The organism is Lysinibacillus sp. BPa_S21 (genome assembly GCF_023337795.1).
GTDB lineage: Bacteria > Bacillota > Bacilli > Bacillales_A > Planococcaceae > Lysinibacillus.
On record NZ_JALIRS010000003.1, the window covers coordinates 408,179 to 432,818 of the forward strand.

At 36.8% G+C, this 24,640-nt stretch carries 31 protein-coding genes; 11 read left to right on the forward strand and 20 right to left on the reverse strand.

Features of this window, described 5'->3' with window-relative positions; genetic code table 11:
* Window positions 1-384: 384 nt before the first annotated feature.
* The 4 genes from MOK21_RS07810 to MOK21_RS07825 form a co-directional block, all read right to left on the reverse strand.
* Window positions 385-537: a hypothetical protein gene (locus MOK21_RS07810; protein WP_249073369.1), complete on the reverse strand. Its 153-nt coding sequence runs from the start codon at window positions 535-537 to the stop codon at window positions 385-387.
* A gap of 616 nt (window positions 538-1,153) precedes the next feature.
* The gene (locus tag MOK21_RS07815) at window positions 1,154-2,080 is read right to left on the reverse strand and encodes an NAD-dependent epimerase/dehydratase family protein (RefSeq protein ID WP_249073370.1); all 927 of its coding nucleotides are present in this window, start codon (window positions 2,078-2,080) and stop codon (window positions 1,154-1,156) included.
* 129 nt (window positions 2,081-2,209) lie between these two features.
* Window positions 2,210-2,737 (reverse strand): YceI family protein, encoded by a 528-nt coding sequence (locus MOK21_RS07820; protein ID WP_249073371.1) that lies wholly within the window; start codon window positions 2,735-2,737, stop codon window positions 2,210-2,212.
* Between the two features lie 278 nt (window positions 2,738-3,015).
* Complete coding sequence (locus MOK21_RS07825; RefSeq protein WP_249073372.1) at window positions 3,016-3,585, reverse strand: manganese efflux pump; 570 nt, start codon at window positions 3,583-3,585, stop codon at window positions 3,016-3,018.
* Between the two features lie 265 nt (window positions 3,586-3,850).
* Between MOK21_RS07825 and MOK21_RS07830 the strand changes: the two genes are divergently transcribed.
* Window positions 3,851-4,726, forward strand: a complete 876-nt coding sequence (locus MOK21_RS07830) for a glycine betaine ABC transporter substrate-binding protein (protein WP_249073373.1) — start codon at window positions 3,851-3,853, stop codon at window positions 4,724-4,726.
* Window positions 4,727-4,887: 161 nt separating this feature from the next.
* Here MOK21_RS07830 and MOK21_RS07835 read toward each other — a convergent pair whose 3' ends face one another.
* Together MOK21_RS07835 and MOK21_RS07840 are read right to left on the reverse strand one after the other, a co-directional pair.
* Entirely contained in the window at window positions 4,888-5,985 is a 1,098-nt protein-coding gene (locus MOK21_RS07835; RefSeq protein ID WP_249073374.1) for a SurA N-terminal domain-containing protein, read from the reverse strand.
* Window positions 5,978-6,484: a sigma-70 family RNA polymerase sigma factor gene (locus MOK21_RS07840; RefSeq protein WP_249073375.1), complete on the reverse strand. Its 507-nt coding sequence runs from the start codon at window positions 6,482-6,484 to the stop codon at window positions 5,978-5,980. The genes MOK21_RS07835 and MOK21_RS07840 overlap by 8 nt, the downstream gene beginning before the upstream one ends.
* A 444-nt stretch (window positions 6,485-6,928) precedes the next feature.
* On the opposite strand from MOK21_RS07840, the gene MOK21_RS07845 reads away from it, so the two are divergent.
* Both MOK21_RS07845 and MOK21_RS07850 read left to right on the forward strand, forming a co-directional pair.
* The gene (locus MOK21_RS07845) at window positions 6,929-7,423 is read left to right on the forward strand and encodes a small multi-drug export protein (protein WP_249073376.1); all 495 of its coding nucleotides are present in this window, start codon (window positions 6,929-6,931) and stop codon (window positions 7,421-7,423) included.
* A 66-nt stretch (window positions 7,424-7,489) separates the two neighbouring features.
* Window positions 7,490-7,741: a YfzA family protein gene (locus MOK21_RS07850; RefSeq protein WP_249073377.1), complete on the forward strand. Its 252-nt coding sequence runs from the start codon at window positions 7,490-7,492 to the stop codon at window positions 7,739-7,741.
* 148 nt (window positions 7,742-7,889) lie between these two features.
* On the opposite strand, the gene MOK21_RS07855 is transcribed toward MOK21_RS07850, so the two are convergent.
* Both MOK21_RS07855 and MOK21_RS07860 read right to left on the reverse strand, forming a co-directional pair.
* Window positions 7,890-8,507, reverse strand: a complete 618-nt coding sequence (locus MOK21_RS07855) for a thermonuclease family protein (protein WP_249073378.1) — start codon at window positions 8,505-8,507, stop codon at window positions 7,890-7,892.
* A gap of 415 nt (window positions 8,508-8,922) precedes the next feature.
* Window positions 8,923-9,504, reverse strand: coding sequence for a phosphatidylglycerophosphatase A family protein (locus MOK21_RS07860; RefSeq protein ID WP_249073379.1), 582 nt, complete (start codon window positions 9,502-9,504; stop codon window positions 8,923-8,925).
* A 111-nt stretch (window positions 9,505-9,615) separates the two neighbouring features.
* Here MOK21_RS07860 and MOK21_RS07865 point away from each other — a divergent pair, with 111 nt between their 5' ends.
* From MOK21_RS07865 to MOK21_RS07875, 3 genes are all read left to right on the forward strand, one after another.
* Window positions 9,616-10,335, forward strand: coding sequence for an alpha/beta hydrolase (locus MOK21_RS07865; protein ID WP_249073380.1), 720 nt, complete (start codon window positions 9,616-9,618; stop codon window positions 10,333-10,335).
* Window positions 10,336-10,416: 81 nt separating this feature from the next.
* Window positions 10,417-10,929 carry a YjcG family protein gene (locus MOK21_RS07870; RefSeq protein WP_249073381.1) on the forward strand — a complete coding sequence of 171 codons (513 nt, stop codon included), beginning with the start codon at window positions 10,417-10,419 and terminating at the stop codon, window positions 10,927-10,929.
* A 1-nt stretch (window position 10,930) separates the two neighbouring features.
* Window positions 10,931-11,359 (forward strand): GNAT family N-acetyltransferase, encoded by a 429-nt coding sequence (locus MOK21_RS07875; protein WP_249073504.1) that lies wholly within the window; start codon window positions 10,931-10,933, stop codon window positions 11,357-11,359.
* Between the two features lie 193 nt (window positions 11,360-11,552).
* Here MOK21_RS07875 and MOK21_RS07880 read toward each other — a convergent pair whose 3' ends face one another.
* From MOK21_RS07880 to MOK21_RS07905, 6 genes are all read right to left on the reverse strand, one after another.
* Window positions 11,553-11,801: a stage VI sporulation protein F gene (locus MOK21_RS07880; RefSeq protein WP_249073382.1), complete on the reverse strand. Its 249-nt coding sequence runs from the start codon at window positions 11,799-11,801 to the stop codon at window positions 11,553-11,555.
* Between the two features lie 148 nt (window positions 11,802-11,949).
* Window positions 11,950-12,141: a YjcZ family sporulation protein gene (locus MOK21_RS07885; protein ID WP_249073383.1), complete on the reverse strand. Its 192-nt coding sequence runs from the start codon at window positions 12,139-12,141 to the stop codon at window positions 11,950-11,952.
* Window positions 12,142-12,206: 65 nt separating this feature from the next.
* On the reverse strand, window positions 12,207-12,566 hold the full coding sequence (spoVAE, locus tag MOK21_RS07890; RefSeq protein ID WP_374110124.1) for a stage V sporulation protein AE: 360 nt from the start codon (window positions 12,564-12,566) through the stop codon (window positions 12,207-12,209).
* 16 nt (window positions 12,567-12,582) lie between these two features.
* Window positions 12,583-13,578, reverse strand: a complete 996-nt coding sequence (locus MOK21_RS07895; RefSeq protein WP_249073385.1) for a stage V sporulation protein AD — start codon at window positions 13,576-13,578, stop codon at window positions 12,583-12,585.
* Window positions 13,572-14,027, reverse strand: a complete 456-nt coding sequence (gene spoVAC / locus MOK21_RS07900) for a stage V sporulation protein AC (RefSeq protein ID WP_249073386.1) — start codon at window positions 14,025-14,027, stop codon at window positions 13,572-13,574. The genes MOK21_RS07895 and spoVAC overlap by 7 nt, the downstream gene beginning before the upstream one ends.
* The gene (locus MOK21_RS07905) at window positions 14,027-14,431 is read right to left on the reverse strand and encodes a YhcN/YlaJ family sporulation lipoprotein (protein WP_249073387.1); all 405 of its coding nucleotides are present in this window, start codon (window positions 14,429-14,431) and stop codon (window positions 14,027-14,029) included. The genes spoVAC and MOK21_RS07905 overlap by 1 nt, the downstream gene beginning before the upstream one ends.
* Before the next feature lie 133 nt (window positions 14,432-14,564).
* On the opposite strand from MOK21_RS07905, the gene MOK21_RS07910 reads away from it, so the two are divergent.
* Window positions 14,565-15,089 carry a CotY/CotZ family spore coat protein gene (locus MOK21_RS07910; RefSeq protein WP_079559573.1) on the forward strand — a complete coding sequence of 175 codons (525 nt, stop codon included), beginning with the start codon at window positions 14,565-14,567 and terminating at the stop codon, window positions 15,087-15,089.
* Between the two features lie 64 nt (window positions 15,090-15,153).
* Here the strand turns inward: MOK21_RS07910 and MOK21_RS07915 are convergent, their stop codons facing one another.
* The 6 genes from MOK21_RS07915 to MOK21_RS07940 form a co-directional block, all read right to left on the reverse strand.
* Window positions 15,154-15,555: a hypothetical protein gene (locus MOK21_RS07915; protein ID WP_249073388.1), complete on the reverse strand. Its 402-nt coding sequence runs from the start codon at window positions 15,553-15,555 to the stop codon at window positions 15,154-15,156.
* Between the two features lie 53 nt (window positions 15,556-15,608).
* Window positions 15,609-16,985, reverse strand: coding sequence for a magnesium transporter (gene mgtE, locus MOK21_RS07920; RefSeq protein WP_249073389.1), 1,377 nt, complete (start codon window positions 16,983-16,985; stop codon window positions 15,609-15,611).
* Between the two features lie 904 nt (window positions 16,986-17,889).
* Window positions 17,890-18,825: an RluA family pseudouridine synthase gene (locus MOK21_RS07925; RefSeq protein WP_249073390.1), complete on the reverse strand. Its 936-nt coding sequence runs from the start codon at window positions 18,823-18,825 to the stop codon at window positions 17,890-17,892.
* Window positions 18,800-19,594, reverse strand: a complete 795-nt coding sequence (locus MOK21_RS07930; RefSeq protein ID WP_249073391.1) for an NAD kinase — start codon at window positions 19,592-19,594, stop codon at window positions 18,800-18,802. The genes MOK21_RS07925 and MOK21_RS07930 overlap by 26 nt, the downstream gene beginning before the upstream one ends.
* Window positions 19,591-20,262, reverse strand: coding sequence for a GTP diphosphokinase (gene yjbM, locus MOK21_RS07935; protein ID WP_249073392.1), 672 nt, complete (start codon window positions 20,260-20,262; stop codon window positions 19,591-19,593). Before yjbM ends, MOK21_RS07930 begins: the two co-directional genes overlap by 4 nt.
* A gap of 62 nt (window positions 20,263-20,324) precedes the next feature.
* Entirely contained in the window at window positions 20,325-20,708 is a 384-nt protein-coding gene (locus tag MOK21_RS07940; protein WP_249073393.1) for a UPF0738 family protein, read from the reverse strand.
* Between the two features lie 472 nt (window positions 20,709-21,180).
* Between MOK21_RS07940 and MOK21_RS07945 the strand changes: the two genes are divergently transcribed.
* The 4 genes from MOK21_RS07945 to MOK21_RS07960 all read left to right on the forward strand — a co-directional run bounded on the left by MOK21_RS07945 (window position 21,181) and on the right by MOK21_RS07960 (window position 24,011).
* On the forward strand, window positions 21,181-21,780 hold the full coding sequence (locus MOK21_RS07945) for a CYTH domain-containing protein (protein WP_249073394.1): 600 nt from the start codon (window positions 21,181-21,183) through the stop codon (window positions 21,778-21,780).
* 25 nt (window positions 21,781-21,805) lie between these two features.
* Entirely contained in the window at window positions 21,806-22,582 is a 777-nt protein-coding gene (locus MOK21_RS07950; protein WP_249073395.1) for a lytic transglycosylase domain-containing protein, read from the forward strand.
* A 219-nt stretch (window positions 22,583-22,801) separates the two neighbouring features.
* A complete protein-coding gene (locus tag MOK21_RS07955) occupies window positions 22,802-23,209 on the forward strand; it encodes a globin domain-containing protein (RefSeq protein ID WP_249073396.1) in 408 nt (135 codons plus the stop codon).
* Entirely contained in the window at window positions 23,202-24,011 is an 810-nt protein-coding gene (locus MOK21_RS07960; protein WP_249073397.1) for a DsbA family protein, read from the forward strand. Before MOK21_RS07955 ends, MOK21_RS07960 begins: the two co-directional genes overlap by 8 nt.
* Window positions 24,012-24,640: the final 629 nt, after the last annotated feature.

Here is a 24,640-nt window from a genome sequence, read left to right on the forward strand (position 1 = left end):
GTGCTTTGGCCTGGAGATGTTTTTTGTGTGGATGCAAAGCGACAGCGACACGATTTTTTCTGTGCGAAAGCGAAGCGACAGCGACAACAACAACAATACGATATTGGTCACTCAATCGTTGACGTGGCGTTCTTAGCCTGAGTTCTTCTATTCAGTGGTGTTTGGATACCCGCTAAAAAGAAGTTAAATATTGATTTGATAAATATTCATTAATAATCGGTGTAGCGCCTAATTCTAAGTAGCGCTTGGCGAAGGATATATCTTCACGTTTCTTCTGCAAATCCGCAAAATCAAATAATGCGTATAATTCGGATTCATTTTTAAAGTTTTTTATTCACAAACCGTAATTGATTGGAACGTAGTGGCTGATCTAAGAAATCACTTTCATGACTTGTGATTAATGACGTTATGCTTGCTGTTCATAATGGTCATTAGAAATTCGCAGATAGACACATGAAATGCTGTATCAAATTCATCTATAAAGATCTTCTCTCCTTTATTGTATGCATCTACCATTACACATGCTAAATGCAGCATACGGACTGTCCCCTTTGAGCAAACGATAAATAGTGCAAATCGATATGTAACCTCTGGCGTGTCAAAATCATAGTCTCGCCGTTACATCTTGAACAAAAAAGTCTGCAATCTTTAATAACTTCATACCCTCTTTTAAAAAGCTCCTTTTCAAGTTTACGAATAAGTGGATGACTTGATAACCGCTTTGCTTCATCTAAAAGCCAATCAAATATTTTCATTGCATCGAGGGCATTAAAGACATTTAATACTAACAAGAATGCTGTATGATTACGTGTATATTTTGTCAATTCTAGTGCTGTGCTATGGGTATACAAATATTCTGTCCCATCCCAAAGTGGTAGATGTTATAAAAATTAAAAGTTAGGTGATAAAACGTGAAAGTTTGTCGATAAAATTCAAAAGTTGGGCGATAAAACGTGAAAGTTTGTTGATAAAATTCAAAAGTTGGGCGATAATCCTGAAAATTACCCAATTATAAAATGCACACTTTAGGATGATTCACAATTTTTCACCTCTCTCAACAAGTGTTTATAAATATAAAAAGACGATTCCCCTTAAGGTAAATCGTCAAATACTAAACATACTATTTTTTATCTAATAAGTTGTGTATAACTTTTTAAATTTCCACTATCTTTTCATTTTGTAATGCTTGCAATGTACGCTCTATGCCCTCTGCAAAGGAGTATTTTGGTTTCCACCCTATTGCCTTCGTCAACTTTTCATTATTTAAAAACGAATGTTCAATATCTCCCTCTCTTGCAGGCGCATATTGGATTTCTAAAGGATGATTTAAATGCTGTAATAGCAAAATAACTTGATGAATAGACCATGCCTCATTCGTTGATACATTATAAATACCTTGTAATCTAGCCTGTACACCGGCATAAATAGCCTCTGCAATATCCTCTACATATATGAAATCTCGTGTTTGTTCACCATCCCCATAAATCGTAAAGGGCTTTCCTTCAATACTGCTTCTTAGCATGCTAGGAATAACTGCCGCTTCTCCCTGCATGCATTGCCTTGGACCGAATACATTAGCAAATCTGTAAATTAACGTTGGTAAGCGATAATCTTTTTGCCATTTTTCGCAGTATGTTTCACCAATACTTTTATTTAATCCATACATCGAAATCGGTTCACAAACATCTGTTTCTTCTAATGGAGGATAGTGACTATCTCCATAAACAGCTGCTGACGAGGCAAAAACGAAATGCTTTACCTTATATTTTGACGATAAGAAGAGCATCTGACTAAGCCCGACAATATTCGTTAAAACATCCTTCACTGGCTCCTGCACAGATTTTTGAATGCTTGTTTGCGCTGCACAATGGATGACCACATCAAACGCTGTTTCTTTAAAGAGATGTTCACAAACTTCGTCTTCCACATTTAAAAGATAAGATTTATGCTCAAAGTCTACATTACGTAAATGACCGGTACTTAAATTATCAATAATATAAACATTTGCACCCTCTTTAAAAAAACGCCTTGCCACTGCACTACCAATAAAACCATAGCCACCTGTTACTAATACATTCATCCCATCGCCCCCAAAAACAATATGATGTTTTATATGCAGTAATTACTAAAATTATGCAAGTAACCTATTAGGCATGTTATTTTTTGGCAATACAAAAAGGTGCTCGATATACTGAGCACCTTTTGAAAATTAAGCTGGGTTTACTTCCAATTCAACCGTAATTTTGATGTCTTTACCAACTAGGACACCGCCAGTTTCTAAAGCAGCATTCCAAGTTAAGCCAAACTCTTCACGATTGATTGTTGTTGCAGATTCAAAGCCATAAACTTCTTGGCCCCATGGATTTGTACCTTTACCGTTAAATTCAGTATCAAATGTTACTGATTTCGTTACATCTTTAATAGTTAAATCACCTGTAATCGCATATTCATCATCTGATTTTTTTGTAATGTTTGTTGACTTGAATGTGATTGTCGGATATTTATCAGCATCGAAGAAATCTGCTGATTTTAAGTGATTATCACGATCTTCACTACGTGTATTAATGCTAGCTGTATCAATTGTAAAGTTGATGTTTGCTGTTGTTAAATCTGCAAGATTTGCTGCTTCAATATCTGCTGAATAAGTATCGAATACACCTTTTACTTTTGATACCATCATGTGTTTTACTTGAAAGTTAATTGCTGAGTGTCCTAAATCAATGTTCCATTTTGTCATTATAAATTCCTCCAGTTAGGTTATTTTTTTATCTCGAATTCGAGATATATGTTAAAATATGAAGTAACTACATTAATTATGTTCCCCAAAATTTTAAGGATAAACATTTTGTAGTTACTTCTTTGGTACTTCCTAGTTAATAGTAGTTACGAAAAGTAATTAATTACTTTCTGTAACCAACTATATATAAATAATTTACTTACGTCAAGTCATTTTTAATATTTTTTTAAATCGGCGCTACCAGATACCATAAATAGTGCTCCTAGTTATGAAATTCTTTAAGAAATTATTTCAATGATCCCTATAAGAATAAGTAACCAGCCTGAAATAGCTGTTGAGTATCTTCCAATAAAAGTCTTTGTTAGCAAGACGCCAAAATGAACACCAGCTCCTACTGTGATGAACGAAAAGGCACCGATAGAAATAACTGTCCAGATCGCAGAAATACCATTTGCTCCAAGTGCCATTCCTCCTGCTAAACAGTTGGCTGATAAGACGAAACCAAGCGTCATAGCTTCTCGAATTGAAATGATATGATTTTTATCTTCATCAAACACTTCAGGATTTTCCAATATGCCTTGTTTGGAAAAGCGACTTGATAATAAAGTCCATATCCCTATAGCACACAACAAAAGGCTGCCGATTAAATTTGCAAAATCTGTAGAGACAAAATTAATAACTACGCTTCCAGCTGTTACTGCAGCGTATGTGACAATCATTGAAATAAGGGCAATAACCGCATTGGATAATACGGGTATTTTCACTCGCTTAATACCATAGGCGAGACCAATCCCTAAATTATCTAAGTTGGCAGCAATCCCAATAAGAATGATGGCTATCCAATGCATTCTTTTCCTCCTCAATAACGTAAAATCCATTCTCACATAGGATATGAAGGGAAAAAATTTTTGTTCATCTATGCGTCGAAGGAAGGCTGCATTTTCAACCCTTTTTATATCAGCACTTATATATTTCTGCATGATTCGCTATCCAAGTTTAAACAATTATCTATTAAAGGCGATTTGACAAAAGTAACAACCTTTTGATAACTTTAAGTTGTTACTTGTTAATTTTTAGGTACATCTCATCCTATAATAAAGAAAGGGAGATTTTATGAAATTTGGTCATTTAGTAAAGATAGGATTGGCCTTTGCATTACTGTTAGTATTAACTGCCTGTGGCTCAGATGACGAAGGCACGAAAGATAAGGAAAAAAATGAAGTGAACTTAGCCTATGTTGAATGGGATACTGAAATTGCCTCTACAAACGTAGTAGGACAAGTTCTAAAGGATTTAGGATATGATATAACGCTAACACCATTAGATAATGGCGTTATGTGGGAAGCCCTTGCAAGCGGAGAGGTTGATGGTATGGTGTCAGCTTGGCTGCCAGAAACGCACGCCCCACAAGTTAAGAAATATAAAGATAAAATAGTCGATTTGGGTGAAAACCTTACAGGTGCAAAAATTGGCTTAGTTGTCCCTAGCTATATGGATGTCAACTCTATCGAAGATTTAACAGATGAAGCTGGTAAAACGATCACTGGCATTGATCCAGGTGCAAATATGACAGCCACAACAGAAAATGCTTATAAAAAATATAGTAACCTTGAAGGCTGGAATGTAGTTACCTCATCTGCTGGAGCAATGACAGCTGCTCTTAAACAGGCCATTGAGAAAAAAGAAGAAATCATAGTGACTGGTTGGTCTCCACACTGGAAATTTAATGCTTTTGATTTAAAATATTTAGACGATCCTAAAGGTATATACGGAGCTGAAGAATATATTGGTACATTTGCACGTAAAGGATTGAAAGAAGATAATCCGGGAGCGTATAGCGTTCTTAAAAACTTCCACTGGACTTCAGAAGATATTGAAAGTGTGATGTTTGATATTATGGAAGGTGCTGATCCTAAAGAGGCGGCAAAAAAATGGATTAAAGACAATGAAGATAAAGTTTCAGAGTGGACAAAAGATGTAAAAAAATAATGCTCAATCCTACAATGGCTTTGATGATTCTGGGTTTACATATTGTGTAGTCACTCAATCTATACGAAATTAATAAAAAGATACATTCACTGAGCAATCAGTAAATGTATCTTTTTATGTTAAATATGACCCTCTTAAGTTTCCAATTGACACATCAATCATTACTCAAATTGATAATCTTCATTATAAGAATGCTCAAATATATTTAATATTTCTAGTAATTGTATAGCCTCTGTTTGGTATTTGCTAGATGAATTTTCAGCAAGCTTTTTTAAAGATGTTTTGTATCTATTATATGTGTTTGGTGCAATTGGGATATAATTTTTATTCCCTTCATCAATTTTATATAGCATTTCAGCATATACTTCTAAAATATATTTCCACGTATCACGAGGATGTATAAATTCCAACTCACCGTTCGCATTTCGGCCTAATGCTAGAGCTGATATATTTTTATAATCAAAGGAAACTTCTACTGGTTCTTTTAAGGGTGTGAGTTGTTTTACGGATAATTGTTCATCTATTTGAAAATCTTCTTTGAAGCTAGTTATATCATCCGCAGCAACCTCCCTATAAAAATGAATAGCGTTGCTGTAAAGCTTGCTATATTCTTCACTATTTTCCCTTTTTATCCTTAATTCTTTTAAAAGCCTATTTTCCAATAATTCATATTTTGCGTTGAAATATAGAACATCTTTATAAAATTCATTTTCTGAAATACTTAAAGCCTTGAATAAATCATCATACTTAGTCACTGCTTTTTCTTGGAGAAATTCTGCATTTTTTTGTTTAGCGAGTTCTTCAATTTCCTTATCTTTAACTTTAATCCCCTTACTTTGAGCAAAAGTCATCATTGCTGTTTGCTCAATAAGCGAATCAAAACTATGCCACTGAGCCTCTTCTTTCGTCCAAAATGCAGATTGAAAATATTGCATTTCATATACCAGTACATTAAAAAAAGTATAGTTCAAAGGTTCAATTTGGACTTTTTCAAGATTAAATTCTTCAAGAATTTCAGAATATTTGCTAGTAACATTTACAGTACTTTCTGTAGGTTTGATGACGCCTAACATAAAAATAATGCAACTAACGGTTACAATTGTCGTAATCAATCCAAATAAATACTTAGGATATAAGGCCAGTGTCTTTTTTGATTTCTGTTTTTTGTAATTTAACATTCTTTCCATTGATTTTTCGGAGGGAAGATTATTCTTTTCAAAAAAATGATCCAAACTATTTTTTATCTGTTCTTTATTCATTGAATATTGCCTCCTCCTCTTTAAGTAACTTTTTTAACTTTTCACGTCCCCGAGAAAGCCTAGTTTTCACCGTATTTTCAGATAAGTCTAGTAAATCCCCTATTTCTTTTACGGAATAATCAAGATAATAATATAGGTAAATCACTTCTCTATATTTTATTGATAAATTAAATACATGTTCGTAAAGCTCTTTGTTACTACTTCTTTCTTCAACTAAGTCTTCGGTTGACTTAGAATGATTAAAAAATGATGTAAAAGTATTTGTTAATTGGTAATTGCGATAGGACCAACTTCGTAATATATCGTAACTGCGATTAATGGTCATACGAATTAAATAAGTTCTGTAATTCGATTCTCCACGGAACTGTTCTTGTCGCTCAAAAGCTTTTATTAAGACATCCTGTACAATATCTTCAGCCAATTGGACATTCTTCACATATGAGTAGGCAATTTTAAATAAATCCTTTATATATTCTCTTGCTACCTCATCAAAATCCATCCAACATTCACCACCTCATTAAATTAGACGGATGTAAAAAGTGCACCGTTTCGATTTTTATAAAAATAATACCCTTCACGATACTTGTAATTAAACAACTGGTCATCCATCCCAACTTTCTGGGATGAGCCAACAAAATAAAGATGCCCTTATGACAATGCATGTATCAGCAAAAGAATACGCTACGACAGCTTTGAAATGGCACATTTAAGTACATGTAACACTTATATATAGAATGAAATCGATATTCGTTACAAGAAATACTAAATACATAACACACTTTTTAGTGCTTAGTTTAAGCATATTGCAAAAGCTTGCACCAAGTGGATTCAATAAGAAAAAAGAACTGCATATGCATCAGAATTCTCAATACATCAATTCAATCATATGGTAATGTATGGTATTATTGGATTTAATTTTAAAAACAAGGGGAGATAATTTTTTATGTTTCGTGAAATTGTACAAAGTTTAATATCACAATTAAATGAATCAAACCAAATACTACAGTATTTAGGTGTATTTTTATTATCTTTCATTCCATTCGTAGAATCTCCCGGTGGGGCAGCAGCAGGTTCTGTGATTGGTCTTTCGTTTATTTTATCTGGATTAATCGCAATAGGTGGAAATTGGATTTCAGTCATGTTAGTCATAGTACCATTTAACACATTATTAACAAATATGCGAAATAGAAAGTCGGAAAGACAAGGATTTATTCAGAGACGGGCAAGTAAAGCAAGGAAATTGTACGAAAAGTATGGTGTACCGGGTCTTGCACTTATCGCTCCATTGGTGGCTTCTGGACATATTGCAGCTTTCACATCATTAGTAGCTGGTGCAGATAAAAAGAGAGTAGTCTTATGGCATACTATTAGCATAATAGTTTGGGGCGTAGCGGGAGCAAGTATAGGCACTTTTATAAACTACGATATAATGCCGTAATAAATCATCTATGTGTTCTCCAATTGAGTCCAACAAAACAATAAATAATAGAGGGATGATATTAAAATGAAGAAATGGATTATTCATGTTGGGTACTTTATAATTCTTAATTTAATATTTTTAATTGTCGACGGTAAACCTCCTATTATAGATCTTGAATTTGGTAACCTTGGAAATAAAGTTTTGCAGACAGAACTTTTTACAAATTGGTTTAATTTTTATGAAACCCAATTTTTTAATATAGTTTTATTTTTCGCTTTGCTGCATTTGATTTTAACCGGCTTATATGCTGTCGTATTTAAAACACGAACAAAGTGATGCGAATTATTAATTGATTTAACCACCCAAGCTTTTCAAGCAAACCCGAACGACTAGAAAACATCATTAAACCGAAGAAGTGCAACTCCTAAAAAAGGACTGTCCACAAAAGGCATTTTTCATTGCCTTTCGGAACAGTCCTTTGATTTTATTTTAATGCTTCCGGATGGAAACCATCTTTTTGGAAGTAATTTTGATGTGACCAAATATTTAATTTCGCTTTTTCTGCATCTTGCTGGATGTCTCTAAATTCATCCTCAAACGTATTGTTTGGTTTATGGATAAAGCGCACTGCTGCAAGTCCTTCTTCTAGTAATGATTCCTGCAACATCACATCATCAATAAAAACATAGGCTAATAAGCGATCATAGTTATCTGTTTCTGGTCCAACATCGTAAACCGCTTCAACCTTTTTGGCGTTCTCTAAAAGTTTAATGGTATAGTCCTTTGCTTCTTCAGCATAAGGTTGAGCTTCACCTTTGTTATAATTCATCTCCGGTGTATCTACCATCAATAGGCGAATTTTTTGTTTCTTGCCATTTATCGCCACCTGAATTGTATCACCATCATATGCTTTAATAAAATCCACATTAAAGCGTTTATTTCCTGTTTTCCCCTCTACTTGTTCAATAGAAATAGTACCTTGCTGGTTAGTCGATGTTGTATCCTTTTCTTGGGCTGGTGATCTGCCAAAAATCATATACAATACAACAGCAAGAATGATTGTACCACTCGTAATTAACGTTTTTACATCTTGCATTTTCATGTAATAGGTCCCTCACAACAATTCATCTTTATGACACTTTAAGGAAGCTTCTAAAAAAATCCTCCAACTCAATAAAAGTCCTTAAAAGTTTCACGATGTGTCTATTGTAAAATATCGGGCTACTACATTCAAGTTATGTAGTTGCTATGGGCGCCCGATGAGTCGCTTAGAGCAACGTAGTGGCAGCACAATAAAAGTAGCTCGTTCCCAAATGCCGATTGCTGATAAAATCAGAGAATCGCTGTTAATTTCACGAATATCGCTGATAAAATCCAAGAATCGCTGTTAACTTCATGAATATCGCTGATAAAATTTCAAGAACTAGCGATTCCATCATGCATTGCGAAAAGCCATATTTTATTTCAACATAAACAAAGCCTTCTCAAATGATCGAGAAGGCTCTAATTAATACGTGTTAAATTTCATTATGTGATTTTTGTTTTGGTCCTAGCTCTTCTGGCTCAATATCGGCAAATGTTCCGCCTTCTTCTTCCAAATCACGCATACGATGTGCAATTCGTGACGCGGCAGAAGCTGCGATACTGCCAACTAAATCATCTAAAAACGTATTGACGTGATGGCCAGGTTCTGTATCCAACTTCTTAATAATACCGATTTTTTGTTTATCTAAGTGTCCGAAAGTTGTTACCGCTATACTACCATATGTAAAAACTGATCCAAGTGCGATTGTTTCATCCACACCAAATAGACCCTCATCGGATTCTATTATTTGCTGTAATGGTGCTGATAATAACTTTTTCTCTGCAAGTTCATCTAATTCAATCCCTACTAATAAAGCATGTTGAACTTCACGCTTACGTAACACGCGCTCGACAGAGTGAACACAGTGGTCTAATGTTAAACCTTCATTATAGGATTTTTGCATTTCATAAACGATTTTAGCAATATCCTCTAGCGATACACCGCGACGAATAAGTGCAGCTTGGGCTGCCTTCGCTACTTCATCAGAGTGTACGCGAGTACTTTTATCATGCATAACTATCCCTCACTTCGATTTGATTGCTAAATAGTACTAGCCCAACCTATTATACCTTTACTTAAGCTATATGGTACAATTTTGTTACAAACATGAGAAGGAGTGTCATCATTGGATCGGGGAACTGTACAAGATTTAAAGTTCTATAGTGAAGCATTACAGGAGGAATTACAGCTCTATATTTATGTTCCTGCAAATTATTCTCCACTATATAAATATAATATTTTAATTGCATCAGACGGTAAAGATTATTTCCAACTTGGAGGTATTACAAAACTGGCTGATGAACTTATCGATGACTATGAAATCGAAAATTTGATCATTGCATTTGTCCCTTATAAGGACATTAAGGATCGCCGTCATAAATATATTCCAAGTGGAGAGCAACATGAAGCATATCTTCGTTTTTTAGCACATGAGCTTGTGCCATATTTAGACGCTGAATACGCAACTTATCAAATGGGAATGAGTCGTGGAGTCATCGGCGACTCAATGGCTGCAACCGCTTCCTTAATGGCTGCATTAAAATATCCAAGTATTTTTGGCAAGGTTATTTTACAATCGCCGTATGTGGACGAAGATGTTCTGCAAGCTGTAGAAAAATTTAAAGATCCAGGCGCAATTTCCATTTACCATATAGTCGGTAAAGAGGAAGATAAAGTTGTCACGATGGATAAAACCATTAAAGACTTTTTAACGCCAAATCGTCAGCTGCATGATCTTATGTTAAACAAAGGGTTTTCTACATTTTATGAAGAATTTAATGGCAATCATACATGGAAATATTGGAAGCCTGATTTACGTCGTGCATTAATTGAAAATTTTAATTAATATAGACGATTCAAATTACGAAATCGGAAATTTCTGTTATACTTAAATAAAAAATTGTTTATTTTCGGGAGGTAATGGCCTATGAAATACGGTATTGTGGCATTTCCATCAAAAAAATTGCAAGATTTAGCGAATACTTATCGCAAACGTTACGATCCTCATTATGCGAAAATTACTCCGCATATCACATTGAAGGATAGCTTCGATGCAACGGAAGAAGATATTCAATCAGTCGTAAAGCAATTAGATGGTCTCGCTGCCAAATTTGCACCTTTAAACATTCATGCATCACGCATAAGTTCATTTTTCCCAACAACCAATGCGATTTATTTCCGTATTGAACCAACTGAACAATTAACAGCATTATATCAAGCTCTTGAAGAAGTACCTTTTGGTGAATCTAAACACGTATTTGTACCACATATTACTATTGCTCAAAAAATGACAGATTCCGAGCACGATGATATCTTTGGACAATTACGTATGACAGGTGTTGACGAAAAAGATTCAATTGATCGCATTCATCTTTTATACCAATTGGAAGACGGCTCATGGACAACATATGAAACTTTCCGATTGACTGGAGCTGAGTGATCTGTATAACGTTAAGATTGTTGAAACAACAAAAGAACATGATGATGCTTTTGCAGTCCGCAAGCAGGTTTTTGTTGAAGAGCAAGGTGTACCGCTTCATCTAGAATGTGATGCTGAGGATGCATCGGCAACGCATTTTATTATGTACGAAGACACTGACCCTGTAGGTGCTGCGCGCTTACGCAGCATTGAGGACAATGCTGCAAAAATTGAACGTGTTTGTATTTTACAAGATCAACGCGGCAAAAAACTAGGTGCTTTAATGATGAAGGAAATGGAGAAGCACGCCATTTCGAATAATATGAAAAAGTTAAAACTCCATGCACAAAGCTATGCTATTCCGTTTTATGAAAAGCTTGGCTATACGGTTACATCTCCTGAATTTATGGATGCTGGTATCCCACATCGTGCAATGGAAAAAATGATCTAACTCCTTTCAGCAAATATAGCAACGTCAAGGAAGAAGTTAAAGCTTCCGACGGGTCAAATAGGTGTTACGAAAATGCAATTGCATATCGTAACACCCTTTTTTTGCTCTACAATGCTTTAAAGGCTGATTTATGAATAAAAATTCATTTAAACCAACCTTTTAGATATATTGCTTTGCTAGTAGATCTACCATGTTATTTCATCATTTTAGTAATTTTATCGAAATCTAGTGAATTGCCATCTTGAATAATAGATTGTACTAACTTATCTTCAAGCTCTTGCGTAATTTGTCTATTGGACATCTTGCTTACGCGTCGTACGATTTTTCTTACTTGTTTTTCATTTGTAAAATCAGCATGTTGAATTGCATTTGCTAATGCGAAGATTTCATCCATCGATACTCCAGTTTTTTGTTCAATTGAATTAAAAAATCCGCGATTCATGTTCCCCCTCCTATCAGTTAAAATTCAAATTCCCTCAATTTCAGTTGCATGTACTAAATATGACAACTAGTGAAGGCTTTAAACTTAATTCAGAAAATGAAACTCTGAAGACAAGCTAAAGCCTCTATCTACTGTCACATTAATCAAATTATATGCAAGCCGCGCCGACAATGATCAGAAGAATGAATAAGACAACAATTAAAATGAACGTTGAACTATGACCATGTCCGTGGCCATAATAACCCCCACAATAACCGCCGTAATAACCTCCATAATCTCCTCCGTAACAACCATCAGCATGCCCTCCATACGGATGCGCACCCCAGCCTTGATATTCCATAAAAATACCCCTCCCTTCTACAACCTATAATATGTGTTGGTTGTAAAAATGGGTGGGGTATTCGTCTAGTCAACATTTCCTTTTGGTTTAAACAGTAATGCTCCGATAAAGCCAAAAACAATGGCCGCACTGATTCCTGAGCTTGTCACTTCGAACATCCCAGTTAACACACCGACAAGCCCATGTCTTTCAGCCTCCACAATTGCACCATGCGTTAAGGAATTTCCGAAAGATGTAATCGGGACAGTTGCACCGGCACCAGCAAAATTAATAAGTGGTTCGTACAAACCCATTCCTGAAAGAATCGCACCCGCTACGACTAGAGTACTCAAAGTATGTCCAGGTGTTAATTTACCAACATCCATCATTAATTGACCTATGGCGCAAATAATGCCGCCTACAAAAAATGCAAACACAAATGTCATAACCATAGTTTTTGCCTCATTTCATTGTAATTTCAATCGCATGTGCCGTACATGGAATGGTCTCGCCCTGTTGAAATGTAAGCGGAGACAGTAATGCTCCTGTCGCTACAAGAAGCACTCGTTTATAGGTACCAGCTCGCATCTGTTGAATCACGTAACTAAAGAAGACAGCTGCCGAACAACCTGCACCACTTGCACCGGATTGAAACGTTTCATCCTGTCCATAAAACTCGGCACCTGCATCACGTAAAGGTTGTAATTCCTCACTCTTTATGCCACTTTCAACAAACATGCCTTTTAGAAGTTTCAAGCCAAGCTGACCTAAATCACCTGTTAAAATTAAATCATAGTGGTAAATTTTTTGATTTCGTTGTTCTAGATGCGATTGTATTGTTTGAAAAGCAGCTGGTGCCATCGCTGCACCCATGTGAAACGGATCATCCATACCGTAGTCAACCGATTTCCCAACAGTTGCTGCTTCAATTGAAGGGTATTCCTCATGATGCTTACCTATAAGAGCATAACCGGCAGCCGTTACCGTCCATTGAGCGGTTTGGGGCTTTTGTGAGCCATAATTGATTGGATAGCGGAATTGGCGCTCAACCGCATTGTGTTGACTAGATGCGCCAGCTAGCGATAAATTGGAGGCACCTGCTTCTGTTAAGAGGCTCGCAACGATTACTGAAGATATAGAAGTGGCGCATGCAGAGAATAATCCGATAAAAGGAATGTCTAAGTCTCTGGCCGCAAAGTTGGTTGGTGTCATTTGATTTACTAAATCACCACCCATAAAATAATCAATGTCCGTATTTTTCACGCCCGCTTTTTTCATAGCAAATTCACAAGCCTCTTCAACCATTTTTCGATGGCCTTGTTCATTTGTATTCATTTGCCAACGTTCATCATCATACGTCGCATCAAAATGTTGACTAAATATACTTCGTTTCTCTAATGGACCTGCTACTACGCCCGCTGCTATTAAGGATGGCTTCGATTGAAAGACAATTACCATGAAACCACTCCTATCGACACTAGAATGAATTTAATAAGTGCAATAAAAAAGGCGGATACAACACCAAATAATACAACTGATCCAGCTAATTTAAATAAATTCCCACCAACACCAAGCACTAACCCTTCAGATCTATGTTCAATGGCAGCAGAAATAACAGCATTACCAAATCCCGTCACAGGTACAGCTGATCCAGCTCCAGCAATTTGACCAATTTTCTTATATAAGCCAAATCCGGTTAAAATCATGGCGAAAAATATCATGGTTGAAACTGTTGGATTTCCTGCTGTCGCTTCGGTAAAATCAAAGAAGATGATATAAAAAAGAGAGACAGCCTGTCCGATTGTACAAATAAGGCCACCTACTAGAAATGCCTTTGCAACATTCTTAAAATAGGGCGGTTTTGGCGTGACATTTTGTTCCAATTGTTGGTATTGTTCTTTTTCCACTATGTTTCCTCCTTTGCAAGTTTTTTCAATTTCTTAATTTTATCTTTCAGTTTATTATCTTCAACCTGTTCCCTTTTTATTTTATTGGCTTCATAAAAAATTTTATAATCGGCTGAGACAAAAACTTCTTTGTTTGGATATTTTTCATCAAATTTCTTTTGCAACTTTTTCTCTAATTTAGTCTTTTTCCACTTATGCCATGGTTTAATTTGCGTTGCTACAAGCATACTATTGTCGTATTGGATAACCGTTGTTTTGTCTACATAGTCCTCTTCTTTTAAAATGGTTTCAACTTCCTTTTCATTTTCCGGTGAACCGTAGACAATAAATTTTTCTTTTTCACCGCAACCACTTAAAAGCGTTAAACTGACTAATAGAGGTAACATTATTCCTAAGAGCTTCACGTTTTACCCTCCTTTTCTTTAAAGTTTCTCCAACCATAAAAAAACTATTCATTTGACTATATATACGAAAGCCCGAGTCCATTTTTCATAAGCACATATTGTAGAAGTAGTAACAAGGAAAGGAGGTGACAATATGGGTTGTGGCAAGCCAACAAATCCTATTGGACCAATCCATTCAGCAGGCTGCGTTTGTGACGTAGTACGCGCTATCTTAGACATTCAAAATCAAGCGGTGAGAGAAGAATGTCAACCATGTACAGCTAACTGTTTCTTAGAACCACTCGGAGGCATAGTAAGTCCTGCACGCTCTCATGCAGATACACGTGTATTCATGTTAATTACAAAAGATGGCACTCCTTTTAAAGCATTTTTCAGTTCTCCAACAGCAGATCCATGTATATGTACATCAGTATTTTTCCGTGTAGAAGATATGTTTGATGAGTGCTGCGCTACTTTGCGTGTTTTAGAGCCTTTATGTTCATTTGACTCCAGCGAAAGTACAGTAGATCTATTAAGTCGAGATGGCTGCTGTGTCAACATGAAAAAAATATGTAAAGTAGATGATTGGAATTCAACTGAGAGCTGTATCACTGTAGATTTATCATGCTTCTGCGCTGTACAATGTATTGCTGATGTTGACTTAGGGATTTGTGAATAATCTTTTCTCCTTTGACACACTACACATAAAAAAAGTGTACAGCATCCTCTGCTGTACACTTTTTTCATAAGGTAGGTAATTGTTTACCTCGCCATAATACTTGTTCTATGTCATCAAAATATATGATCTCTTGTGTCTTTAATTCGAAAGAAGTAAGCATCAATGAATCGGTCTGTACATCAGATGCACTACCGCTTAATTTTCTACCATCCTTTAAACATATGACTAACGGTTGATAGGCTTTTTGGCGAAACGGCTTTTCTAAAAATTGAAGCTGCTTCAGTAAATACGGATCTATTTGCACTTTTTCAACCACTTCTTCTTTTTCTTCAAACGTTTGTTCATTGTAATAGCCGTTCCTACTATACACTGACGTACTTTCATCCAAATCAAGTTCATGTAGCACCTTAGAAATATTTAGAAAATATGATGGTGACTTTATAAACAAGCGTGGCTCTCGACCCACATTACTCACTTCCCTTTTTTTCATACAATATGCAAAAGGAAGAAATTTGGTTCTCAGCCTATATTGCTTAAGAATGCTGTCGCTAATCCTAAATAAATTAAAATACTTGTAATATCATTTAATGTTGTAATAAATGGACCTGATGCAACAGCCGGATCAATTTTCATGCGATGCATTAACAATGGAATAAAGGAACCCGCCACCGTTGCTACTAAAATAGAACCACAAAGGGCCGCGCCTACTAGCATTCCAAGAATCAGTTCTTGCTTCCAAATATAGACAATACCAATTACAATCAGTCCACAAACGATTCCAGACATTAAGCCTGTACCTGCTTCACGTAGTAGTAATTTTAGCTTACTGTGTTCTTCAACATCTCCTGTTGTAATTCCTCGAATCGCTACCGCTAATGCCTGTGTTCCACTATTTCCAGAAGTACCTGAAATAAGAGGGATAAACACAGCGAGTAACGCCACTTGTTCTAACGTTGCCTCAAACTGTCCCATCAAATTGGCTGTCAACATCCCTAAAAATAATAATATGACAAGCCATGGTAAACGTTTTTTAGCCGCTTGGAACGAGGTTGTATCAAATTTATCCATATCGGAAATACCCGCTAATTTAGAGTAATCCTCCGATGCTTCCTCATCAATAACGTCGATAATATCGTCGACTGTAATAATCCCTAGTAACTCTCCCTTATCGTCAATAACTGGTGTCGCTAAGAAGTTGTAGTCCTTCATAATTTGAGCAACCTCTTCTTGGTCATCTCCTGCGTGCACCATGACAACACGTTCATTCATAATCGAACGTATAAGGGTATCTTCATCAGCAATAATTAAATCGCGGAGCGTAATAACACCTGTTAATCGATGTGCTTCATCAATGACAAATATATAATAAATGGTTTCGGCATCTGGCGCTTCTTTCCGTAAAATCGCCATTGCTGAACGAACAGTGGAGTTTTCTGGTATCGCTACATATTCAGTTGTCATGATAGAACCAGCTGTACCTTCGTCATAGCTTAATAATTCATTAATCTCTTCAGCTGTTTCCTCATCCATCATGCCTAAATAGCTTTCGCGTTGTTTCATATCTAACTCATTTAAAACGTCTGCTGCATCATCTGCATACATATGAGAAAGCATTTCTGCACCATATGACGGATCCATCTCAGCTAGATACGCTGTGTATTCATCATCATCTATTTCGATTGCCTCAAAAATATCAGCCATTTCGGTCGGAGACAAGAACGAATAGATGATCTTCCTTATATCTGGCTCCACCTTCTCATAAAACGTTGCCTGATCATATGGATGAAGCTCTAAAAACTCATCACGGAATGCGTCAATATCATGTGCTTCGAGCATTTCTCGCAAACGTGCATCGTCAAATTGCACATCATCCTTTTCATTTCTTTCCTCTATCATGCTTGTCCCCTCCTTCCGAGCATTAAATCTTTGATACGGGCAAAGCCGTAAATCTACCTTATATATAATAGAGTGTATTATACCTTTTCTGCAAACCCTTTTTTTACTACATAGCAACCTACATCATGACCACTAGCTAATTGGATAAATCTGCGGGTAAACTTATTTTCCCCCGTTACCCTAACGTGTGGTTGATTTCCGTTCCGACTGGGCGCTTTCCTGGGGGCGTCGGGGCAACAGGATGTTGGTCACGAAGGCGTTATCACAGGACGTGATGCTCTTAGCCTTCGTTCCCCTTTTCGCTTCGCTGCAGGGTCTCGGGCCAACAGATGTTTTTTGCGCGAAAGCGTAGTGCTAACGTAGCGGTAGCAGCACCGAGGTTGGTCACGAAGGCGTTATCACAGGATGTGATGGTTTTAGCCTTTGTTCCCCTATCGCTGATCCCCAAGGAGTCGCCCAGTCTCCACTCCAATCAACTTGTATACATGACATCCGCCGGAGGCTTTTACTTCTTTCAGCGGATATTTACACACCTTCTGAAAAGTGACTTAAAATCGCATTTAGCTCACCACCTATAGAGGTGAGAGACTTTTGTTGCTGACGCTTCGCTTTCGCGCAGATAAAACATTTGTAGCTGACGCTTCGCTTTCGCTACATAAGACAATTGCTGAAAGAAGAAAAAAATGTCATTCCTAACTTGCGGTATTGAGCAAAATAACCCTCTTCTTTACTATATCCTACTATCGCTTTCTTTTCTGTTAACGTGCTGTTAAGAAGAACTTATTACTTAAAATAAAATGATAAAGAGATGCCCGTTTGTGCGAACATCTCCTTAAATTTATAACATGGTTCAGTATAGTTTTCACTCTTAGTGAACTAATGACTGTTTAGATAGTCTCGAACTTCATACTAAGGAGCTATTTAATAATCGTTGCATATCTTCATTTAAGCTATTTGTGAATTGTAAACTCTCACCTGTTAAAGGATGGTTCATTTTTAAGGACACACAGTGTAAGGCTTGCCTATTGATATGCTCGCGACTTCCGCCATAAAGTTCATCCCCAACAAGTGGATGTCCTACATAGGCCATATGCACACGAATTTGATGTGTTCGCCCCGTGTGCAACTTTAGTTGAATATGTGTCATCGGTTCATTCTGGAAATAAAAGTGCCTTAAAATCGTTACATCTGTATGCGCAAATTGACCGTCCTCGCGCACTTCACGCTCAATGATACTCGTCTCCTTGCGTCCTATCGGAGCAATGATTGAATGGATATCCTGTGCTACATGACCATGAACAATGGCTTCATATTGTCGGGAAATCTCTCCGCTACGCTGTGCAAGTCCCGTTAAATGATGAATATGAGCATGTTTGGCAATGCATAACAATCCAGAAGTATCACGATCAAGTCTCGTAACAATATGAGCCGTTGATGCTAGACCTTGCTGCTGAAAATGACCACACACTAGATTAGCTATACTATGTGTTGGATGCTCCCGCGAAGGAATCGTACTTTGATGTGCTGGCTTATTAAGCACTAAAATAGCTTCATCTTCATAAATAATAGAAAGTTCACCATGTTCAACAGCAAGCCCTTCACTTTTTTCTTCAGGAGGGAATTTCACTTCAACTCGATCCCCAACGCGAAGAGGATGTCGAACATTGCGTTCAACATCATTCACAGTTAGTAAGCCTCCATCAAATTTAATGGCCGTTAAAGCACGCTTGGATATGCGCCATTCCGTGAGGGCCTCCCTTAGTAGTTGGCCTTCCTTCTCCGCAATAAAATGTAATGTAAATCTTGTATCCATTTTACTCATTTGCGACGAATGACTCATGTACTCGTTCCCAGAATGGAAATGGGCGGAAACGGGCAAAACGTACTCTTTCCGTTGCAACATTAAATGAAATCGACTTTACATCGCCTTCAGTAACTTGTAAATGATCCACTGTCATATTAAAGTTTTGCTCATTTACTGGACGTAAAACACAGTGATGGTGTGCTGGTAAAATGAGTGGTGAACCAACTGTACGGAATACACGGTTATTAATAGATGCTATCTCAGTAATTTGGAGTGCCGCTAAAGTTGGATGAATGATTGCTCCACCGAGGGCTTTATTATAAGCTGTACTACCAGAAGGAGTTGACACACAAAGACCGTCTCCACGGAAACGTTCAAATTGATTACCATTTAACACTACGTCCATAACAAGCGTGACATCAGGCGATTTCACAGTTGCTTCATTTAACGCTAAATACGTATTGGATTCTGCATTATGATGCTCCACCTTTACCTCAAGTAGTGGATATTCCACAACATTAAAGTCCTTTTTGGCAATGGACAATACTAGCTTTTCTAATTCAGATGGTTTCCAATCCGCATAAAATCCTAAATGTCCCGTATGGATACCTACGAAGGCCACCTGATCTAGTAAATGGGAATATCGATGAAAGGCATGTAGTAAAGTGCCATCTCCTCCAATAGAAATGACGATTTCAGGAGCCTCTTCATCATAAGTTAACCCAAAATCCTGCAAATACGTTCTGGCTAGCTCCATTAATTCATTCGACTGTGCATCTCTACGTGATTGAATGGAAAATTTCATTTTGTGTCACGCTCCTTCTCCGAAAGTAAATTAGGATTCGATGCTTCTTTGTATTCACTAAAGTAGGCCTGCGCTTCTTGTATCTCACTACGAATAGACGACATTTCCTCATCCAATCGGAAAGCAGCCTCTGCTGCACTTTGCAGGCGATTTTTAATCTCCTCGGGGAACATGCCTTTATATTTATAATTTAAAGAATGCTCAATAGATGCCCAGAAATTCATAGATAGGGTTCTTATTTGAATTTCAGCTAATACCACTTTTTTCCCTTGTATCGTTTCTACTGGATATTCGACAATCATATGATATGAGCGGTATCCACTTGGCTTATTATGGGTAATATAGTCACGCTCTTCTACTACACGCATATCTTTACGTTGACGTATGAGCTCCGTAACTGTTGAAATATCATCGACGAATTGACACATAATACGTAAGCCTGCGATGTCCCCTAGCTCATCACCTAACTGTTTAGAAGGCTCAAATGAAAGTCCTTTTTCTAATGTTTTATCGTATATACTTGCTAAGGGCTTTACACGTCCCGTCACAAATTCAATTGGTGAATTTGCATTAACAATACCAAACTGTGAACGCATACCCTTTAATTTTACTTTTAACTCATCTACTGCTTGTTTATAAGGACTTAAAAATATTTCCCATTGTCCCATCGCAAAAACCTCCCGACATTCGGTATCGAACAAAACCAACACCGTCTGTTCGTTTTGTCTTTTTATTCAGCAAGAATTGCCTTGAAGTGTTGTTCCACTGTTTGGACAAATTCCGCACCATAATTGTAATTTCCTTCAATATTATACACGAGCATTTCTAGTTCATCGTAAAAATTCGTAAGCTCGATAACATCTTCACCTAATTGTAGCTTTGGATTTTGCTTTTTTTGTAAAATATGTACAAGTTGATCCCAACTACTTGGTGGAAAACGCAAATAATGATAATTTTCTCCAGCATCAAGCAAATAAATAAACGCAAAGTCATCAGAATCTGCTATTAATTGTGCTGCCGGTTTTAACTGTAAATTTACTTCAATGTCGTTTAAACTAAAATGAAGTTGCTCGTTTTCAAAATTCAATGTTTCTATTGTATAAATTTTACGCACATGCGGTTCCCCTTTTCGTCTTACTCTTCTTCTTATTTTAGCATAGAGGGTAATTAGTTGCAGTGTGTAAATGTTAAATCAATTAAATAACGAATGAAAATTTTTTTCATAGCGTGTGGTTGATTTCCGTTCCGACTGGGCGCTTTCCTGGGGGCGTCCGATGAGCCGCTTCACTCGCGTTGCTCGCTCCAGGGTCTCATCTGTGACGCTAATCCCCAAGGAGTCGCCCAGTCTCCACTACAATCAACTAATTTTGAGCTAGTTTTAAAAGTGTGTTGATGATTTTGAAAATAGGTAGGTGGACTTTTCAATAAGATGTAACACAACATTAGTATCATTTGCGTTATCATTACCGTTTTTTCCACGTGCTTCACCCATAGAGTAAGCACCGTCTCTGCCTTTACGAAAAGTAAATAACCAATTTAATCCTTTCTTTTAAACAACAAAAAATTAAAATAAGCAGGTGAGAATAATGGCACAACATCTTGAAATAGAATTTAAAAATCTTTTAACAAAACAACAATACGAACACTTATTGCAACAATTCAATATTCCCGAAAAGGATATTCACCGTCAAACAAATCACTATTTCGACACACCCTCTCAAGCTATTCGGAAACAACAAAGTGGGCTTCGTATTAGACAAATCGACAAATATTTTGAATGTACTTTAAAAGAAAAAAATGCAGAGCATGCTCATATAGAGACAACTGATGAAATAACTGCTGAGCAAGCTAAGAAAATGCTTGATGGAGAAGGTTTCTATGCACAAGAAGTAGCAAAAAGACTAGCTCTATTCAACATTCCTTTAGAAGAATTAGCCGTATTTGGTTCACTAACAACGGATCGTGTCGAAATTCCTTATAAGGATGGTCTTCTAGTATTTGATCATTCTTTCTATTTGCAGTGCGACGATTATGAGGTAGAATATGAATCAAAAGATGCAATAAAAGGAAATTCAATCTTCGACGAATTTCTACAGCAATATGGTATCGAAAAACGAGCTACCGATAAAAAAATTGCACGTTTTATGAAGGCATTACAAATGAATCAAAAACAGGAGCTTAACTAGAATAACAAGAAAGGGTGACAACTCCTTGGATATCCAATCACTCAGAACTTTACTTGACATTCAAGCATTACAAACACTAGGATCTTCAGAAAATTCATCGTCAAACAATCTTACAAACAGTAATTCTATGTTTTCTGATATGATTAGCGAATTGCTAGGCGACTCAACTACTACTAACAGTGCAAAATTATCTAGTATGCTCGGAGGTGTATCTTACGCTTCGTCATTGATGAACCAGTTTGGGTTATCTGACAATATGCAAAATAATGCGCTTCAATCATTACTTTATAAGGGTTCTAATAACGTCTTTATACCTTCAGATGTACAGACGGCATTAGCAAGCACACAATCAAGTACAAAACTCGACTCCTATGTTTCGGATAAAGTAATTGGTTCAACAGCGTATGCCAATGCGTTAGCAGGTGCGAACCAATACGCTTCGATTATTCAAAAGGCAGCAAATACATATAATGTACCTGAGAAACTCATCGCTGCAGTGATTAAGCAAGAGTCTAATTTTAATTCAAACGTGGTTAGTCATGCTGGAGCACAAGGATTAATGCAATTAATGCCCAAAACAGCCCAATATTTAGGGGTTACAAATGCCTTTGATCCTGAGCAAAATATTATGGCAGGGGCAAAATACTTGCGCCAACTGCTTGATAAATTTGATAATGATCCTAAATTAGCGTTAGCTGCTTATAACGCTGGAGCTTCACGTGTTACAAAATATGGTGGCATTCCTCCTTTCAAAGAAACACAGAATTATGTCAAAAAAGTGATGAATTACTACACCGTTTAAATCGCAGAAACATTGTTAATACAGTCTTTTTCGGCAAATTTCACCCATGTGGTGAAATTTGTGCTTTTCTAGCGAAAACATTTTGGAAGAGCGCTTTGTTTGTGTTAACGAAAAGACGTTGATAGAATGAAGGTAGTCACAAGAAATTCACATTTGTAAAGATGACCAAGTATAAAAAATATACTTTACGATATAAAGAATTAAAGGGGCATTTAACTTATGAGCCGAAAATACACTGTTCCTTATGAGGAGCTGGGAGCTGAAAAGCTTTCAGAGCTAATCCATGCGTTTTATAAAAGAGTTGCTAAGCATCCTGATCTTATGCCAATCTTTCCAAAAGATTTGACAGAGACAGCCCGCAAGCAAATTCAATTTCAAACACAGTATTTAGGTGGACCAAATCTTTTTACTGAGGAGCATGGACATCCAATGATGCGTGCACGCCATATGAATTTTCCGATTACACCTGATCGTGCTCAAGCTTGGCTTGAATGCATGTCCGAAGCGATGGATGAAGTTGGGTTGGAAGGAAAGTTCCGCGAAACTTATTACCAACGTTTAGTATTAACAGCTCATCACATGATTAATACACCTAATGACGATGAGGGGGAATTGTTACGTGAATAATATTCAAATGCTGCAAGAGCCAACTCCTGTGATTTCTACTGCCAATAAGCCTATTGAATTATATATTTTCGTAGATCCACTTTGTCCAGAAGCGTATAATATGCAAGCCATTCTTCGTAAGTTACATCTTGAGTACAACCATTACTTTACATGGCGCTTTGTACTAAGCACAGAGCTTGCCTCTTTGAATTGTTTAAGTAAACGTGTAAAGGGTTGCTTATCAGGTATTGAGCTCGACATTAATCACCCTGTTCTACCATCTATCGCTATTAAAGCGGCAGAGTTACAGGGCAAACGTGTAGGAGCACGCTATTTGTCGAAACTACAAGAATATGTATTATTAAATCAACAAGATGTCAATTCTTATGCTACGCTGTTGAAAATTGCAGAAGATGTTCAATTAGACATGAATGAATTTTCTGCAGACTTTGGTTCAAAGGAAGCAGCGCGTGCCTTCCAATGCGATTTATATATTAAACGTGAAATGGAAGTGGATGAAGTACCGAGCATTGTATTTTTCAATGAATGTATTGAAGATGAGGGTCTAAAAGTTAGTGGTAGCTATTCCTATGAAGTTTATGAACATATTTTACAAGAAATGATGGATGAACAACTTGTGCGTCAACCATTACCAACAGTAGAAGAGTTATTTGATAAATTTCATACCCTTTCAACAAATGAAATAGCTTTCATTTACTCGTTAACAGAACAAACAGCTGAACGCGAATTAAAAAAGCGTATGCTACAACAAAAAATTGAACGAATTCAGACAGATCACGCTACACTGTGGCGTATTAAATAATGCAATTATACTATTATTCTATACAATAGGGACTTGTCCAAGATGCCCCTGAAACAAAAGCAAGTGAAGATAAACTTCACTTGCTTTTGTTACGTTCTCTCGGATTATACAAACTAACTGTAAATAAATGCACAACCTCATCTATCATTTCATCAATATCCGGATTAATATACTCATTTATATATGGTAATGTCAATTGGAAAACTAAAATTGACGACAGCAAAGAATAGAAAAAAATTCGCAGTATATTTAAAGTTCCCGTTTGGAATTTTCCCTTGCTTATGTAACTTAATTAAATAATTTTCTAAATGGTGAAATAACCTATCGGCGGTTCTCGAAACTTTATCAGCGATTTCTATATTGTTATCAGCGATTTTCTTGATGTTATCAGCGATCAGCGTGCTGCTTCCGCGCAATAACATCTGTTGCCCCAGGAAGCTTTGCTCTGTGCGAAAGCGTAGCGAAAGCGTAGCGAAAGCGTAGCGAAAGCGTAGCGAAAGCGTAGCGAAAGCGTAGCGAAAGCGTAGCGGCAGCTACAAATCGCCCATCGGAACGGAAATCAACCCCTTGCTTTGCCGAAAACCATACTTTATGTAATATGACATCTTCCTTTGATAACAAAACAAAAA

What these genes read in the sequence shown, in the direction of transcription:
- yjbM (WP_249073392.1), bottom strand. Translation starts at nt 20,262, where the DNA reads ATGGGACAATGGGAAATATTTTTAAGTCCTTATAAACAAGCAGTAGAT.
- MOK21_RS07825 (WP_249073372.1), bottom strand. Translation starts at nt 3,585, where the DNA reads ATGCATTGGATAGCCATCATTCTTATTGGGATTGCTGCCAACTTAGAT.
- mgtE (WP_249073389.1), bottom strand. Translation starts at nt 16,985, where the DNA reads ATGATAGAGGAAAGAAATGAAAAGGATGATGTGCAATTTGACGATGCA.
- MOK21_RS07810 (WP_249073369.1), bottom strand. Translation starts at nt 537, where the DNA reads ATGCTGCATTTAGCATGTGTAATGGTAGATGCATACAATAAAGGAGAG.
- MOK21_RS07910 (WP_079559573.1), top strand. Translation starts at nt 14,565, where the DNA reads ATGGGTTGTGGCAAGCCAACAAATCCTATTGGACCAATCCATTCAGCA.
- MOK21_RS07885 (WP_249073383.1), bottom strand. Translation starts at nt 12,141, where the DNA reads ATGGAATATCAAGGCTGGGGTGCGCATCCGTATGGAGGGCATGCTGAT.
- MOK21_RS07835 (WP_249073374.1), bottom strand. Translation starts at nt 5,985, where the DNA reads ATGAATAAAGAACAGATAAAAAATAGTTTGGATCATTTTTTTGAAAAG.
- MOK21_RS07855 (WP_249073378.1), bottom strand. Translation starts at nt 8,507, where the DNA reads ATGAAAATGCAAGATGTAAAAACGTTAATTACGAGTGGTACAATCATT.
- MOK21_RS07840 (WP_249073375.1), bottom strand. Translation starts at nt 6,484, where the DNA reads ATGGATTTTGATGAGGTAGCAAGAGAATATATAAAGGATTTATTTAAA.
- MOK21_RS07850 (WP_249073377.1), top strand. Translation starts at nt 7,490, where the DNA reads ATGAAGAAATGGATTATTCATGTTGGGTACTTTATAATTCTTAATTTA.
- MOK21_RS07955 (WP_249073396.1), top strand. Translation starts at nt 22,802, where the DNA reads ATGAGCCGAAAATACACTGTTCCTTATGAGGAGCTGGGAGCTGAAAAG.
- MOK21_RS07830 (WP_249073373.1), top strand. Translation starts at nt 3,851, where the DNA reads ATGAAATTTGGTCATTTAGTAAAGATAGGATTGGCCTTTGCATTACTG.
- MOK21_RS07870 (WP_249073381.1), top strand. Translation starts at nt 10,417, where the DNA reads ATGAAATACGGTATTGTGGCATTTCCATCAAAAAAATTGCAAGATTTA.
- MOK21_RS07860 (WP_249073379.1), bottom strand. Translation starts at nt 9,504, where the DNA reads ATGCATGATAAAAGTACTCGCGTACACTCTGATGAAGTAGCGAAGGCA.
- MOK21_RS07815 (WP_249073370.1), bottom strand. Translation starts at nt 2,080, where the DNA reads ATGAATGTATTAGTAACAGGTGGCTATGGTTTTATTGGTAGTGCAGTG.
- MOK21_RS07895 (WP_249073385.1), bottom strand. Translation starts at nt 13,578, where the DNA reads ATGGTAATTGTCTTTCAATCGAAGCCATCCTTAATAGCAGCGGGCGTA.
- MOK21_RS07925 (WP_249073390.1), bottom strand. Translation starts at nt 18,825, where the DNA reads ATGAGTCATTCGTCGCAAATGAGTAAAATGGATACAAGATTTACATTA.
- MOK21_RS07945 (WP_249073394.1), top strand. Translation starts at nt 21,181, where the DNA reads ATGGCACAACATCTTGAAATAGAATTTAAAAATCTTTTAACAAAACAA.
- spoVAE (WP_374110124.1), bottom strand. Translation starts at nt 12,566, where the DNA reads ATGACATTTGTGTTTGCATTTTTTGTAGGCGGCATTATTTGCGCCATA.
- MOK21_RS07930 (WP_249073391.1), bottom strand. Translation starts at nt 19,594, where the DNA reads ATGAAATTTTCCATTCAATCACGTAGAGATGCACAGTCGAATGAATTA.
- MOK21_RS07880 (WP_249073382.1), bottom strand. Translation starts at nt 11,801, where the DNA reads ATGAATCGCGGATTTTTTAATTCAATTGAACAAAAAACTGGAGTATCG.
- MOK21_RS07845 (WP_249073376.1), top strand. Translation starts at nt 6,929, where the DNA reads ATGTTTCGTGAAATTGTACAAAGTTTAATATCACAATTAAATGAATCA.
- MOK21_RS07820 (WP_249073371.1), bottom strand. Translation starts at nt 2,737, where the DNA reads ATGACAAAATGGAACATTGATTTAGGACACTCAGCAATTAACTTTCAA.